The sequence below is a fragment of the Xylanibacter ruminicola genome, assembly GCF_900142525.1.
Classification (GTDB): domain Bacteria; phylum Bacteroidota; class Bacteroidia; order Bacteroidales; family Bacteroidaceae; genus Prevotella; species Prevotella ruminicola_A.
In genome coordinates this window covers 199,825-215,082 of sequence record NZ_FRBD01000001.1, presented here as the reverse complement: position 1 = coordinate 215,082, position 15,258 = coordinate 199,825, and the positions used below count along the sequence as shown (strand labels likewise).

Sequence of the window (15,258 nt, the reverse complement as noted above, 5' to 3'; positions counted from 1 at the left end):
CACGAAGTGTCACGACGATGATTAATAACTGAAATTATAGATATGAAAAAGAGAACAATTGTTATGATGGTGTCAGCGTTGTTGGTGTCTGCCACAGCGATGGCGAGCGATGTACAGACCAGTGGAAACAATGTGACTATCCGTCCTGACGGAGGTCAGGCAAAGGTAATACGCCTTGAGGTGATGAACGATAACATCATCCGCGTGAGAGCTACATCACAAGATGCACTACCCGTGAAGCCTGCATCGCTGATGATAGTACCACAAGTAGCACCTGCAAAGGGTTCGTTCTCTGTTAACGAAGAGGGTGAGAATGTGGTTGTAAAGGCTAAAAACGTCAAGGCTGTGGTATCGAAGGCTACTGGCGAGGTGACATTCTTTGATGCCAATGGCAAGCAGTTGCTCAAGGAGGCCAAGGATGGTAAGCAGTTCTGGGACTTTACCGTTCCTGAGCGCGAGCTGGGCATGAAGACAGGATATACCGTACCTGAAGAGCAGAAGCATGGACTCACCTGGCAGATGAAGTTTGATAGTCCTGAGGATGAGGCTTTCTATGGTCTTGGTCAGCACCAGAGTGAGGAGTTTAATATGAAGGGCAAGAACGAGGATCTGTTCCAGTATAATACCAAGGTGTCGATTCCATTCGTACTCTCGAATAAAAACTACGGACTGCTTTGGGATAGCTATTCGTTCTGCCGCTTTGGTAATCCTAACGATTATCTGCAGCTGAATCGCGCTTTTAAACTATACGATCGCACAGGTAAGGAAGGTCATCTTACTGGCACCTATGTTGACCGTATGGGTAGAAAACTTGTTCGTGATGAAGACTCTATCTATTATGAATATGGTACGCCTGAGAAATCAGCGATTGCGCTGAAAACTGATAATGGTGGCATCAAGAACTTCCCCAAAGGCTTTAGCCTGATGGGCGCCAATGTCGTTTATGAAGGCTTTATTGAACCTATTGAACATGGAACATGGAACATGGAACATTGCTGCGCTAAAAATGGCTCGGCTCAGCCGCTTAGCTCGCCCAAGAATGTTCAATGTTCAATGGTCAATGGTCAATGTTCAATGGTCAATGGTCAATTATATCAGTTCGTGCTCTACTATTCTGGTTACGTAAAGGTCTACATCGACGGTAAGGAAGTGGTGCCTGAGCGTTGGCGCACAGCTTGGAACCCCAATACCTATAAGTTCTCAACCGAGTTGCAGAAAGGCAAGCGCGCCCAGTTGCGTATAGAGTGGCGCCCTGATGGTGGTGAGGCCTATTGCGGTTTGCGCGTGTCTGAACCTCGTAGCAAGCAGGAGCGTGAGCAGTTGAGCGTTTGGAGCGAGATGGCCAAGGATATGGACTATTACTTTATCGCTGGCGAGAATCTCGATCAGGTTATCTCTGGCTATCGCACTCTGACTGGTAAGGCTTCACTCTATCCCAAGTGGGTACTTGGTTTCTGGCAGAGTCGCGAGCGCTATAAGACATCTGGCGAAATCGAAGAGACACTCGCTGAGTTCCGCAAACGCCAGATTCCTATCGATAATATCGTGCAGGACTGGAACTACTGGCCCGAGGATCAGTGGGGTAGTCATGAGTTCGAGGCTTCGCGCTATCCTAACCCTCAGGCTATGCTCGACTCGGTTCACGCTATGCACGGACGCTTTATGATTTCTGTATGGCCCAAGTTCTATTGCAACACCGACAACTACAAGGAACTTGACGCTAAGGGCTGGATGTATGTTCAGAGCCCCACGGATGAGATTCGTGACTGGGTAGGCCCAGGCTATAAGAATGGCTTCTACGATGCCTATGATGCAGGAGCAAGAAAAATGTTCTGGCGCCAGATGAACGAGAAACTGTATACCGGCCTTAGCAAAGGTTCAATGGTGCGCTCGGCTTCGCCGCTTGGCTCGTCCAAGAATGGTCAATGTTCAATGGTCAATGGTCAATGTTCAATGGTAGACGCTTGGTGGATGGATGCCTCAGAGCCTAATGTACGCGACTGTACCCCAATGTGGTATCGCAAGGCGCTCAGTGGCCCCACAGCCTTAGGTACATCTACAGAATACTTTAATGCCTATTCTACGGTTAATGCCGATGCCATCTACAACGGCCAGCGTTCTGTTTGGAAGGGTAAACTCAACGAGCCACGTGTGTTCTTGCTGACTCGTAGTGGTTTTGCTGGCGAGCAGCGCTTCTCTACAGCTACCTGGAGTGGTGATATCGGCACCCGTTGGGAGGATATGCGTGCTCAGATGACAGCAGGTTTGAACTATTCTATGTCTGGTATCCCATTCTGGGGTATGGATCAGGGCGGTTTCTGTGTGGAGAATCGCTATGTAGCTGCCCAGCAGATCTACGATCGTACCAAGGTTGAGAATGAGGATCTGAAAGAGTGGCGCGAGCTGCAGACACGTTGGAACCAGTTTGGAACGTTTATTCCTTTGTTCCGCTCGCATGGTCAGTGGCCTCTGCGTGAAATCTGGAACATTGCTCCTGATAACCATCCTGCCTATAAGTCGTTTGTTTACTACGATAAGCTGCGCTATCACCTCATGCCATACCTGTATTCATTGGCAGGTTGGGCTCACTTCAAGGATTACACCCTGATGCGTGCGCTGGTGATGGACTTCAATGGTGATAAGGAAGTAGAGAACATTGGTAATCAGTGGATGTTTGGTCCTGCTCTCATGGCTTGTCCTGTAGGTTATTACAAAGCTCGCAATCGCTCGGTTTACTTCCCCAAGCAGTGCGGCTGGTACAACCTCTATACCAACGAATATGTTGAGGGTGGTCAGCGCTTGATTGTTGATGCACCATACGAGCAGATTCCTGTCTTTGTTCGTGAGGGAGCTATCATCCCATTTGGTCCTGAGATGCAGTGGAGCGATGAAAAACCCGCTGAACTCATCAACCTCTACATCTATGCCGGTCACGATGGTTCATTCCAGCTCTACGAAGATGAGGGCACCAACTATAACTACGAGAAGGGCAAGTATGCCACCATCGATATCACTTACGATGATGCCACTAAGACTGTATCTTTCAGCGCTCGCAAGGGCCAGTTCCCTGGCATGCTGAAGAATCGTCGTTTCAACGTGGTTCTCATCAGCAAGGATGCTCCCCAACCTCTCAACCTCGAAAACCCAGAGGGCAAGCTGGTTCATTATTCAGGCAAGTCTGTCAGCGTAAAGCTTTAAATAACACAATAAAACTCTAGCGTATGAAGAAACTATTAACTTTTATCTGTATGGTGCTGTTGCCTGGATGGGCGATGGCGCAGACACCCTTGGAGCAGTTGGCCAAGATCCAGGCCGACGAGAATTACATTTGGGGTGAGGGACGTAACACAACTGACTCAAAGGCGAATCAGGGTGCACTTAACGACCTTATCAGTAAGATTTCAGTCACTGTGCAGAGTGAGACTAACCTCGATATGCAGCAGATTGCAGATGGCGATAAAGTTGACTCGAAGACAGCCATGGAGGCTGTGGTACGCACCTATTCTGCAGGTAGTTTGAATAATACCAAGAGCCTGTGGATCAGTCATGAGCCTGAGGCTTATGTCATACGCTATATCCATAAGAACGAATTGGAGAAAGTGTTCCAGGAGCGCGAAGACCGTATTCTGAGTTATGTCTATACAGCCCAGAATGCTGAGCGCGAGTTGCGCATTGATGATGCACTGCGTAACTATTACTGGGCGCTGTGCTTGCTGAAGAGCCTTCAGCATCCCAATGCCGTGAAGATTGATCAAGACGGTATCAAACAAACGCTGACAGTATGGATTCCAGAACAGATCAACAGTATTCTTGTTGGCATCAAGACAGAGATTGCCAAGGTCGAGGAGAACGTGGTCGATCTGTTGATTACCTATAAGGGTAAGCCTGTTACCAGTCTCGACTTCCGTTTCATGGACGGTATGAACTACTCGTTTGTCAACTCTGCCAAGGACGGCTTGTCGCAAATCGACTTGCATCCAGGTACTCCTACCGATAAACTCCAACTCAAGTATGAGTACGAGTTTGCTGGTCAGATGCGTCAGGATCGCGAGCTCGAGATGGTGGCCGAGGTGTTTAATCCAACGCCATTCCCTAAGGCTACAGTCGTTGTCAATGGTCCTAAGAAAAAGGAGATGAAGGCCACTCAGGCTAAGTTCGAGGAGACGGTGCAGGCCATGAGTGTGGCAGGTCATGCCACTGCTGTTCAGGAGTCGGCATCTGCCGATCTTGCACAGGTTGTTGGCAACATCATCACTGCCATCAAGGGCAAGAAGTTCGATTCTGTACGTGATTATTTCACAGAGGGTGGATTCGACATGTTCACACGCCTCATTAATTATGGCACAGCAACCATTCTTGGTAATCCCAATCTTAATTTCTATCAGTTGGGCGATCGCATCATCTGTCGCAGTGTGCCCATGAAGTTTGCCTTCAAGAACAACAACCGCTCGTTTGTAGAGGATGTCACCTTTACCTTCGATGCCAATAAGAAGATTGAGTCCATCGCCTTTGGTCTCGACAAGGCTGCTCGTGATGATATCTTCAATCGTGAGGCAGCCGGTTGGACTGATAGTATCCGTATGGTCATTGCCACCTTCCTCGAGAATTATAAGACCGCCTTCGCCCTGAAGCGTGCCGACTATATCAAGAGTATTTTCGACGATGATGCGATTATTATCGTAGGTCATGTCATCAAGAAGGCCCAGAAGACAGCCGAGAACGAGAAGTATCTCGACAACGAGGTGGTCAAGCACACCCGCCTGAGCAAGCAGGAGTACATCAAGAATGTAGAGCGTAGCTTTAAGAGTAATCAGTTTATTAACATCCGATTCACTGATAACGATGTGAAGAAGATGGGTGTAGGTGCTGATACCTATGGCATCCAGATTCATCAGGATTACTATAGCTCATCTTATTCTGATACAGGCTATCTGTTCCTGATGGTCGACCTGAACGATATCGACCAGCCCTGTATCAAGGTGCGTACTTGGCAACCAAAACGCGATCCTAACATCAATGGAACGTTCGATAAGAGCGACCGTTATTATGGTTTAATCTATGGAGGAAACTTCTAAAGTATGAAGAAAACAATATTTTTGGTAATCGCATTACTATGCTCTCTGGCTGGTCATGCCAGAGAGCGAGTTTGTTTTGATAGTGATTGGCGATTCCATCTGGGCGATTCTGTTCAGATGGCTAGTCCCGAGTATAACGACTCCTGGTGGCGAAAGCTCGATGTGCCTCACGATTGGGCCATCGAGGGCGACTTCTACGCCAGTAATCCCAGTGGCGCAGGAGGCGGAGCCTTGCCAGGCGGTATCGGGTGGTACAGGAAGTACTTCTCGCTACCGGCTGGTAACGAGAAGTACTTCCTTGAGTTCGATGGTGTTTACATGAACTCAACGGTTTACATCAACGGACAGAAGGTTGGGTTCCGCCCTTATGGTTACTCCAGCTTTGAGTACGATATCACACCTTATGTGCATGAGGGACGGAATGTGGTGGCTGTACGCGTGGATAACTCTGACCAGCCCAACTCCCGTTGGTATTCTGGCTGTGGCATCTATCGTCATGTGTGGCTCACCAAGACCCATCCCATCCATATCAAGCATTGGGGCGTGCATGTGCACGATGGTAAGGTGGATGTTGACTACGAGAACCCCACCAAGCAAAAGGTAACAGTAAAGAACACTTGGTTGGATGCTGCTGGCAAGCCTGCTAGCATTAAAAAACCAAGAAAGTGGAGCTGCGAAAACCCTTATATATATAAGGTACGCACGCAACTGATAGCTGGTGGCAAGGTGGTTGATGAGGTGGTGACCACTACAGGCTTCCGTGATTTTAAGTTTGATCCCAAGACCGGTTTCTGGCTCAATGGCAAGAACTTCAAACTGAATGGCGTTTGTGAGCATCATGATTTTGGTTGCCTGGGTGCTGCCCTCAACGAAGATGCACTCCATCGCAAACTCACCAAACTCAAGGCCATGGGTGTCAACGCTATCCGTAGTTCACATAACCCTCCAGCTCCAGAGTTGTTGAATATGTGCGATACCATGGGTATCATCGTGATGGACGAATCGTTTGATATGTGGCGCCGCAGGAAGACCCAGAACGATTATGCCCGCTTCTTTGATGAGTGGCATGAGCGCGATTTGACCGACCTGATTCTGCGTGATCGCAACCATCCCTCCATCCTGATGTGGTCGATAGGTAACGAGGTGCTTGAGCAGTGGAGTGACGCAAAAGCCGATACCCTGACACTCGAACAGGCCAACCTGATATTGAATGCTGGTCACGATGCCTCTACCTTGGCAAAGGAGGGCGAGCTGAGTGTGAACTCATTGCTCACGCGCCATCTGGCAGAGATTGTGAAGCGATATGATACCAGTCGCCCCATCACGGCAGGATGTAACGAAGCCAATCCTAATAACCACCTCTTTAAGAGTGGTGCTATCGATATCATTGGTTTCAACTATCACCACCAGTGGGTGAAGGGTGTGCCTCAGAACTTCCCTAATAAACCTTTCATCTTCTCAGAGAGTGTTTCTGCCTTGCAGACGCGTGGCTACTATATGATGCCGTCTGATAGTATCTATCGTGCGCCCAAGCAGTGGTGGCTGCCCTATACTGATCCTTCATACATGTGTTCGGCCTATGATAACATGTCGGCCTCATGGGGCTCAACCCACGAGGAAACATGGGATGTGGTGAAGCATACCCCATACGTAGGTGGTCAGTTCATCTGGACGGGCTTTGATTATATCGGCGAACCCACGCCTTATGGTTTCCCAGCACGAAGCTCTTATTTTGGTATCATCGATTTGGCAGGCTTCCCTAAGGATAGCTACTATATGTACCAGAGCGAGTGGACCAGCAAGCCTATGCTCCATCTCTTCCCCCATTGGAACTGGTTGCCTGGTCAGACCATCGACCTCTGGGCCTACTACAACAATGCCGATGAGGTTGAGCTCTTCATAAACGGTAAGAGTCAAGGCGTTAAGAGAAAAAGTACACAAAAAGAACCGTCCCTTTTGTGTACTGAGTATCATGTGGGCTGGAGGGTGCAGTTTGAGCCGGGCGAGATCAAGGCTGTATCGCGCAAGAACGGCAAGACGGTTTGTGAACAGACCATCAAGACCGCTGGTCCTGCTCATCATATCCGTCTGACTACCGACTATATAGGTAAGAACACTACCTTTATCAATGTAGAAGTCGTTGATAAGGATGGCAACCTGTGCCCCTGGGCTGAGAACCAGATTGAGTTCTCTACCACTGGCGAGGCAAAGATCCTGGGTACTGATAATGGCAGTCAGACTTCTATGGAGCGCTTCCAGGCGCCACGTCGCAAAGTCTTCTTTGGAAAGTGTATGGTTGTGGTACGTGGAAATGGTACTTTGCGTGCAGAATCGATCGATTTAGAGCCTTCAGCTATAAAATTCTAGGTTAAAATCGTTAAAATACTATAAATAGACGGTACGTTGGTTGCAACGTATCGTTTTTTTTAGTACTTTTGCACACTTTTTCAGAGTAACGATAGAAATATGAGGCAATTAAAGATTCAAAAAAGCATTACTAACCGATCAAGTGAGGCACTCGATAAGTACCTTGTAGAAATCGGTCGTCAACCCCTTGTCACTATTGATGAAGAGATTGAGCTGGCTCAGGCCATCCGTCGTGGAGGTCCTGAGGGCGAGAAGGCCAAGGAGCGCCTGGTTACAGCCAATCTGCGCTTTGTGGTGTCTGTAGCTAAGCAGTACCAGCATCAGGGTTTGACACTGACCGACTTGATTGATGAAGGTAATATAGGACTTGTTAAGGCAGCAGAGAAGTTTGATGAGACACGCGGATTTAAGTTTATCTCTTATGCCGTATGGTGGATTCGTCAGAGCATTCTGCAGGCTATAGCCGAGCAGAGTCGTATTGTGCGCCTGCCTTTGAATCAGAGTGGTGCACTCAGCAAGATCAATCAGGAAATCAATAAGTTCGAGCAGATGTACCAGCGCCGTCCATCTGTTACCGAGTTGGCTGAACTCACACAGATTGAGGAGTCGAAGATTGAGCAGACAGCCAAGGCTGATAGTCACCACATGAGTATCGATGCACCTTTTGGTGAGGACGATGATAACTCAATGGCCGATATGCTGAGCTCAGGCGAGGATACTCGTACCGATAAGCTGGTTGATTATGAGTCGCTGACCTCCGACCTCGATAATGTACTGCGCAATGTACTGAAGGATCGCGAACTGAAGATTGTCAAGGAGTGCTTTGGTATTGGTTGTCAGGAGCGTGGTCTCGAGGAGATTGGTGCTGAGATGGGTCTCACTCGTGAGCGTGTCCGTCAGATACGCGAAAAGAGCATCACCAAACTGCACGACAGTGGTTATGCTCGTATCTTGATGAAATACTTGGGTTAATTCTCGTTGGCAGTTGTCAACGTCACGATAAATCGGGCACCATCTTGATAGGTGGTGTCCAATTCTACTTTTCCACCTAACTGTTCTGCCAGCTTACGACTCAATGACAGACCTAAGCCAATGCCCTCTTTAAAGTTGTCGAGCTTCACAAATCGGTCGAAGATGTGCTCGGCCTCCTGCTCGGGTATACCGCTTCCTGTATCTTCTACCATCAGTTTCAGCACTGCACCTTCCTGTTTGGCTCTGATGGTAATACTGCCTCGTTGGGTGTATTTGGTGGCATTCTCCAGCAGACAGTTCATAATGCGTCGCAGCATGTTCTCGTTGGTCTTCAGCACATAGTCGTCTGTCAGTTCTGTTTCCAGTTTCACTTCAGTCTCGCTGGTGGCATAGTCCTTATATTCGCAGGTCAATTCCTTCAGTAGTCTGTTAATGTGTGTCTCGTCGTCTTTCTGTATTTTCTCAGTCGAGTCAATCAGCGACAGTCCGATAATCTCGTCCATCAGTATCGTTACTTGTCGGGTACTCTTCTGCATCATCGTCGATATCTGCTTGCGCTCTTCCACACTTTCTGACAAATCAGGGTTGGCAATCACTTGTGCAAAACCAGTGATGATGTTCAGTGGGGTGCGCACCTCGTGGGTCACGTTCTGGATGAATGCCGTCTTCATCTTCTCTGATTCCAGTGCCTTGTCGTAGGCTATCCGCATCTCAATCATGTGCTTCTTGCGGGTCTGCACAATATAGGCCATGGCTATGATGAGCAGCATCAACATGAATATCAGTGCCAACAGTCCGTAAGTGCGGTCCAAAGCTTGTTTATGTTCCGTCTCATACAGCTTGATTTGGTCCTGAATACCATGCATGCTGTTTGAAATCACCACGTTGTCAATCGAGTCGCTGGCCAGCGATTCCTCCTTGAATGCCCGGTAGGCATCTTCCCATCTGCCTGCCCGCTCGTATATCAGTGGGATGGCTTCAGCACCTTCGTCACCCATTTCTCTTCTGGCATATTCCACGGCCTCGTCTACCTTGCCCATGCTAGCCAGATAATAGGCTTCCATGCTACGTCCGTGAACTGACGACTTGCCTTGTTTCTCGCCCTCCTTATATACTTTATAACCCTCTAGGAATTTTTGGATGTCACCACGGTTGTAGTAGCTCAATGTTTTTCTGGTCTCTATGTCGAATACACGGTCGGGCGAGTACTTCTCGGCTATCTCCTTGGCTTTGTCCAGCAGTACCATCGCCTCGTCTGGGTCGTCATCCAGGGCCACGTTTACTATATTCATATAGATAGGTGGTATGCTCTCGTAGTATCCGTTTTTCTTCATCATCTCTACCACTTCGTAGAAGCATTTCTTGGCAGCCTCTTTGTTACCGCAGTAGCGGTTGATATGGCCCATCATGTTCACGGCCATATACATCTCTTTGTCCAGCTTCTTCTCGCGCAGTTCTTTCGATAGCTCCTGTGCCTTCACGTATGCCTCGAAGATTCTCTGGCGGTTCATCTCGAAGATAATCTCATTGCACCGCTGGGTGTAGTAACCGTGATTGTCGTTTTTATTCAGCAGGTAGTTCTGCAGATTGGTTACATGGTGGTAGAATCTGGCACTGTCGCCATCATTGAATGCATGGCTCATCGAGTCGCGAAGTTCTATGTATTTCGCGTCTTTTTTATGATCTACGTTGGCTCGGCATACGCCAAAGGTCAGTAGTAGTGTTGTAGTCAAAAGGATTTTAGTAATATTCATGTGGCAAAGATACTAACTTTTCTCGAACCACCAAATAAAAATCGAAAAATTTTTCATTTTTCGATTCTTATGGTCACGTTCTTGTAGCCAAGTTGTTGCATCATGTGTTGCATTTGGGCTTCTCCATTGGTTTGTGCTGCTTCCAGATTCTCCTTGGTCAAGCAGTGCAGTATCATCTGGCGATAGGCTTTCTGGTAGAGCGCTTCTCTATCTTTGTTGCTCCATTTGCCACTTTCATAGAATGATTTTGTCTTGGCTTCATCAATAAAGTCTTTATCCAGCAGCCCCACCTTGGGCAGCGTCATCTGGAGCGAATCTCCATTCACAGTGATGGCGTCGGGCGCCAACTGCTTCATGTCGATACCCAGTCGCAGTGTACCATAGTATATGCGTACCAGCTCGTCATCTTTAAAGAAACCCTTTCTGACGGTATCCACCATTTCCTCTGCCGATACCGATAGGAACTCCCACTCGCCAATATCCTTAATCGCCTGTATCTGCGTAGGTGTAGGATCAATGGCTTCCGATGATCCCAAACTGATATAGTTGTCCTTCGTGGCTGATTTCAGCCAGAAGAATCCCGCGATAATCACAATCAATATTGCCGCAGCAATGATAATCTTTATTTTATTTGCCATAATTTAATCTGTATAATCCGTATCGCTCGGCTTTGCCGCTTGGCTAGTCCAAGAATCCGTAGGTTAATCATTTAGTTTTATCAGCGCATTCCAGTCTTGTGGGCTGTATTGCTTCCGGAACGCAATTGTGATGTTCTGCTCCTCGTAGCCCAGTTGCTTCATCATGGGCACCAGCACTTTGGCTGCATTGGCCTGGGCTGTTTCTGTGATGCCCATGTCTGGTATGCTCTTGATGATGGCCTCTCGCCCCTGTTGCTGGTAGCTGGCCAGTTCCTCGTCGCTGAAGTGTGCGCGAGTCAGTCCCACGTACTGTTTCATGTTCTTTTGGTCAATCTTCGAGCTGGTCATCACGATTTGTGGGTCGGGCAGGATAATGGTAATCTTGTCACCACTGCGTTCTATGTTCTTCTCGCTGAATTCACTGAAGTCTATGTATGCCTTGATCTTGGCATCCATGGGGATGGCAATCTTCCTGTCAGCCAGTGGCACTTTCAGGTCGAAGGCCTTACTCATCAGTTGACCTTTCAGTCGTAGGGCATCGTCGTGGGTGATGATTTTGTGCACCCTGTACTCGGCAGTATAGAGCTTAGAGCATTTCTGTACCTGTGTGATGAGCATGGGTACTGTGTCTATGCCTTGGGCTAGGGTAGTGGGGGCAGGCTCCTGCTTGGAATTCCCTTCGCATCTCACTGTCAACAACAGTATGATGATCAGCAACAACACAATGCCGCAGGCGAGTAATATCAGTCTTTTTCTATTCATTGCAATCATATTTTTCTGCAAAAGTATAAAAAATCCGTAAAATCCGTATAATCCGTAGGAAAAATTATATATCTTTGCACAGAAAATTATAAATCGTATGAATAAGAAGATAATTATTGCTCTTATAGTTGCTCCTTTGTTGTTCTCAAGTTGCGGCAAGAAGAAACAGCACGAGGATATCATTGTACAAGATGTTGAGGCGCCTAAACCTCAGGATCCCATCCGTATGCAAGACTATCGTCAGTCTACTGATGTGCAGTGGTTGGGCAAGCAGTACCAGATAGAGGTGTCTCGTACAGCGAGTGATTCTTTGGCCATGGTTAAGGATGAGTTGGGTCAGCAGTTTGTCGACAATCGTATTGTGTTGAAGGTGATTCGTGCCGATGGCAGTGTGTTCTGTACCAAGACATTCACCAAGGCTGCTTTTACAGATTGTCTTGATGATGATTATCGTAAGACGGGAATCCTTGAGGGTTTTGTCTTCGATCGCGCCGAAGGCAATCAGCTTTTCTTTGCTGCTTCTGTCTCGCATCCTCAGACTGATGAGTACATCCCCTTGGTTGTAACGCTCTCCAACTTCGCCGAAGTTTCCATTTCCCGCGACAACACAATTGAATAATCGTTGCAGGGGGTATCTTTGAGATTAAATCTCAAAAACGTCCTGGCTCAGAGGCCGGCTGTAATATTATCGTAATCATTCGATGAACTCGCTTCGCTCAGACAGCATCTCATGTCGATTTGCTTGTCTCGCTTACGCGACACAAGAATCGAAGAAGATTCCGATAATAGTACATCCTATAAATGCCTCTTCGTGCGGAATATTTTTGAGATTTATTCTCAAAGGCATGGTTATTTTTTTCTTTGAGATTTAATTTCGGAAAACATTCCGCACGAAGAGGTCTTTAGAGGAATTCTATTTTTTTGAAACAACATTGAGTCTTGGCTCAGGAAATGAGCCAAGCAACGAAATACGAAATGCTGTTTGAGCGAAGCGAGTTCATTGAGTGTTTTGAAAAATTAGGGTTCCGGCCTCTGAGCCAGGACGTTTTCGAAATTATTTCTCAAAGATATTCTTTCAGTAATCTGCAAGAGTGAGTCTTCGTTTGCTTATCGTAGTTTATTCCAATCAAAAGAATAAATGCTGTCATATCCAAGAACAGGATAGGATACTTATTAAGATGGACTTCGAATGAAGTTTTTTTTCGGATTGCAAAAATAGCGCAATTATTCAAAATAAGCAAATTTTTAGATGGAAAAATGGGGAAAAAGATTTTTTTGCAGAAAAAAACGCATTTTTTTTGAAAAACGTTTGGTGGTTTCGGAAGAATGATATACTTTTGTAATACAAATCATTTACATTAACATTAAAATAAAAAAACTCAAAATTATGAAGACTAAAAATGTATGGATGGCAGCTAAGGCTGCGTGTTTGGGGATTATTTGCCTTGGTAGCTGCACTCAAGAAGAGATGGCTTACCAAGGCGGAAAACAAGAGACAACCAAACTAAAAGTGATGACACGAGCAGAAGGAGAAGCCACACCACCGAACGATGCGAGAATCTACCTATTTAATCAGGAGGGCAAATGCACCAATTTGATAGGCACAGACGACATCAACAACAATCATGGAATAGAGGCGACACCTGGAGTCTACAAACTGATAGCCATAGGCAGTAATGACCTGAGCGTTTACAAACTACCTGATATAACTGACGCCACCGACTCAAGCTGCATTCAACTAATCGACGGCAAAAGGCAAACAGACCTGCTACTAGCATCAGAGAACATCACATTAGATGAAGGAGAAACAACTCAAATCAAACTGACACTAAACCGCGAAGTGATCTGCATCAAAGACATTTGTGCCAAAAAGATACCAGCCGACGTGACTGAAACAGAAATCATCATAAGCCCGATGTATAAGAACATCCGAATGAACGGGAAATACACAAGCGACACAGACAGTGTAAAACTCATATTGACAAAGGATACTGAAGAAGGAAAGTGGATATACAAAGGCGACTCCATCTTTTCGCTACCGCCAAAAGGCAATCCGAAAGTGACACTTAGACTTAAAACCGCTACTAACACAACAGAGTATACCTACCAAACCAGCAAACCGCTGACCAAGAACCACTTTGTGAAGTTTGATATCGTATATAAAGAGGCATTAAAGACCTATCTCTGCAGTTCGCTAGTGGCACCAGAGTGGGAAGGAACAGACTCTGTGAAATGTGAATTTAACGAAAAGGATGGCACTATTGTTTCGGGCGACATACCTGTTGCCGGACAAGTATATCATGAATATTTCGTGATATCGGTTAATCCAGCCGATAGGACAGCCGTGCTGTTGCGACGTACTGGAGAGAAAAACATCGCCAGCGAACCCTTCATGAATCAAAGAGCATACGAAATAAACAAGCCTAACGATGCTACCATTGATCACTGGAGACTGCCGACACAAGAAGAGTGCGAGTTCTATTTGAAGAACTTAAACATAAAAACAAAAGAAGCGACCTTAGACATCATAGAAGGGTCGTACTACTTTATAAAGGATAACAAGATTGGCAGAATACAGCTAACGGTAAAGAACGGGAAAAGAGAAATAACGGCATATCCGGATTCGGGATATGATAAGAATTATATCTATCGACCCGTGATTGATATCAGCTATTGAGCGTTTGCTCAATAGCTGATTAAAAATAAATCAGTATTTATTTTGTATTTCGCTCATTTTTCACTATCTTTGCACCCCAAATAGATAGATAATGGTTGAGGAAAACGAAATAAAGTGGTATGCCATTGGATGCACCAGCCCGATGAAAGAACTGAGGGTAAGGGATGACATCAGGCAATATGGCCTGGAAGCATTCGTACCCCTGAGATACATCATAAAAACTATCAAGCATCAGGAACAAAGAGCACTGGTGCCTGCCGTACCGGGACTGATGTTTGCCAAAGGCACTGAGGAAGAGCTGAAGGAGTACGTCGATCACGCTCCCTATAGAGTATATATGAGGAAGTCGACCTTCAGCAACAAGGAGGACTATCTGACCGTGCCCAACAAGGCCATGGAGAACTTTATTGCCGCCACCGAAGACCACGAGGCGCACATCACCTATTTTAAGCCAGAAGAGATCAAACTGCAGATAGGCGATCAGATTCGTGTGAAAGGCGGTATCTACGATGGCAAAGAGGGTATCATCATGCGCATCAAAGGCAAGCGCAACAAGCACTTGGTGGTGCAGATACCGGGCATGCTGGTGGCAGCGATTGAAATGGATCCAGAGCTGGTAGAGCTCAAAGTGAATAGTGAAAAACGAATAGTGAATAGTGAAAAGCCGTCGAAGGATTTGGAGGGGGATAAGAAACTGTTATATAACTATGCTCACCGCATCCTGTTCGAGATAACCGACCAATATAAGGAGAATTCAGAATACTATCTGTTGTTATCTGAGCTGAAACGTGCCAAAGCCAGACTTGCCACCTTTAAAGGCTTTACAGCTGCTACAGAGGCAGAACTGGCACTACCCATGTATATGGCAGCAGTGATTCTTGAAGAAGACATCGAACCTAGCAAAGAGCGACTCATGAAGGCTATCAAGCGACTCAAAGATTCAAGCAAGCTTAAGCTTCGCTGTCAAGAAATGCTAGAAAGATTGAACATTGAACATTGAAGATTGAACATTG

General features: G+C 46.6%; 10 protein-coding genes. 7 read left to right on the top strand and 3 right to left on the bottom strand.

Annotation, left to right across the window (positions count from 1 at the left end):
* The first annotated feature begins 42 nt into the window (after positions 1–42).
* From BUB86_RS00960 to BUB86_RS00945, 4 genes are all read left to right on the top strand, one after another.
* The gene (locus tag BUB86_RS00960; protein ID WP_073203913.1) at positions 43–3,198 is read left to right on the top strand and encodes a TIM-barrel domain-containing protein; all 3,156 of its coding nucleotides are present in this window, start codon (positions 43–45) and stop codon (positions 3,196–3,198) included.
* Between the two features lie 23 nt (positions 3,199–3,221).
* Entirely contained in the window at positions 3,222–5,075 is a 1,854-nt protein-coding gene (locus BUB86_RS00955; RefSeq protein WP_139261262.1) for a hypothetical protein, read from the top strand.
* Positions 5,076–5,078: 3 nt separating this feature from the next.
* Positions 5,079–7,442 (top strand): glycoside hydrolase family 2 TIM barrel-domain containing protein, encoded by a 2,364-nt coding sequence (locus BUB86_RS00950; RefSeq protein WP_073203907.1) that lies wholly within the window; start codon positions 5,079–5,081, stop codon positions 7,440–7,442.
* Positions 7,443–7,541: 99 nt separating this feature from the next.
* Entirely contained in the window at positions 7,542–8,414 is an 873-nt protein-coding gene (locus BUB86_RS00945; protein WP_073203904.1) for an RNA polymerase sigma factor RpoD/SigA, read from the top strand.
* On the opposite strand, the gene BUB86_RS00940 is transcribed toward BUB86_RS00945, so the two are convergent.
* The 3 genes from BUB86_RS00940 to BUB86_RS00930 all read right to left on the bottom strand — a co-directional run bounded on the left by BUB86_RS00940 (position 8,411) and on the right by BUB86_RS00930 (position 11,568).
* Entirely contained in the window at positions 8,411–10,168 is a 1,758-nt protein-coding gene (locus tag BUB86_RS00940) for a sensor histidine kinase (RefSeq protein ID WP_073203902.1), read from the bottom strand. The genes BUB86_RS00945 and BUB86_RS00940 overlap by 4 nt on opposite strands.
* A 53-nt stretch (positions 10,169–10,221) precedes the next feature.
* A complete protein-coding gene (locus BUB86_RS00935; protein ID WP_073203898.1) occupies positions 10,222–10,806 on the bottom strand; it encodes a DUF4230 domain-containing protein in 585 nt (194 codons plus the stop codon).
* Positions 10,807–10,869: 63 nt separating this feature from the next.
* A complete protein-coding gene (locus BUB86_RS00930; RefSeq protein ID WP_073204096.1) occupies positions 10,870–11,568 on the bottom strand; it encodes a DUF4230 domain-containing protein in 699 nt (232 codons plus the stop codon).
* Positions 11,569–11,665: 97 nt separating this feature from the next.
* On the opposite strand from BUB86_RS00930, the gene BUB86_RS00925 reads away from it, so the two are divergent.
* The 3 genes from BUB86_RS00925 to BUB86_RS00915 all read left to right on the top strand — a co-directional run bounded on the left by BUB86_RS00925 (position 11,666) and on the right by BUB86_RS00915 (position 15,245).
* Positions 11,666–12,187, top strand: coding sequence for a DUF4738 domain-containing protein (locus tag BUB86_RS00925; RefSeq protein WP_073203892.1), 522 nt, complete (start codon positions 11,666–11,668; stop codon positions 12,185–12,187).
* A 768-nt stretch (positions 12,188–12,955) separates the two neighbouring features.
* A complete protein-coding gene (locus BUB86_RS00920; RefSeq protein WP_073203889.1) occupies positions 12,956–14,245 on the top strand; it encodes a FimB/Mfa2 family fimbrial subunit in 1,290 nt (429 codons plus the stop codon).
* 91 nt (positions 14,246–14,336) lie between these two features.
* The gene (locus tag BUB86_RS00915) at positions 14,337–15,245 is read left to right on the top strand and encodes a UpxY family transcription antiterminator (protein ID WP_073203886.1); all 909 of its coding nucleotides are present in this window, start codon (positions 14,337–14,339) and stop codon (positions 15,243–15,245) included.
* Positions 15,246–15,258 lie beyond the last annotated feature (13 nt).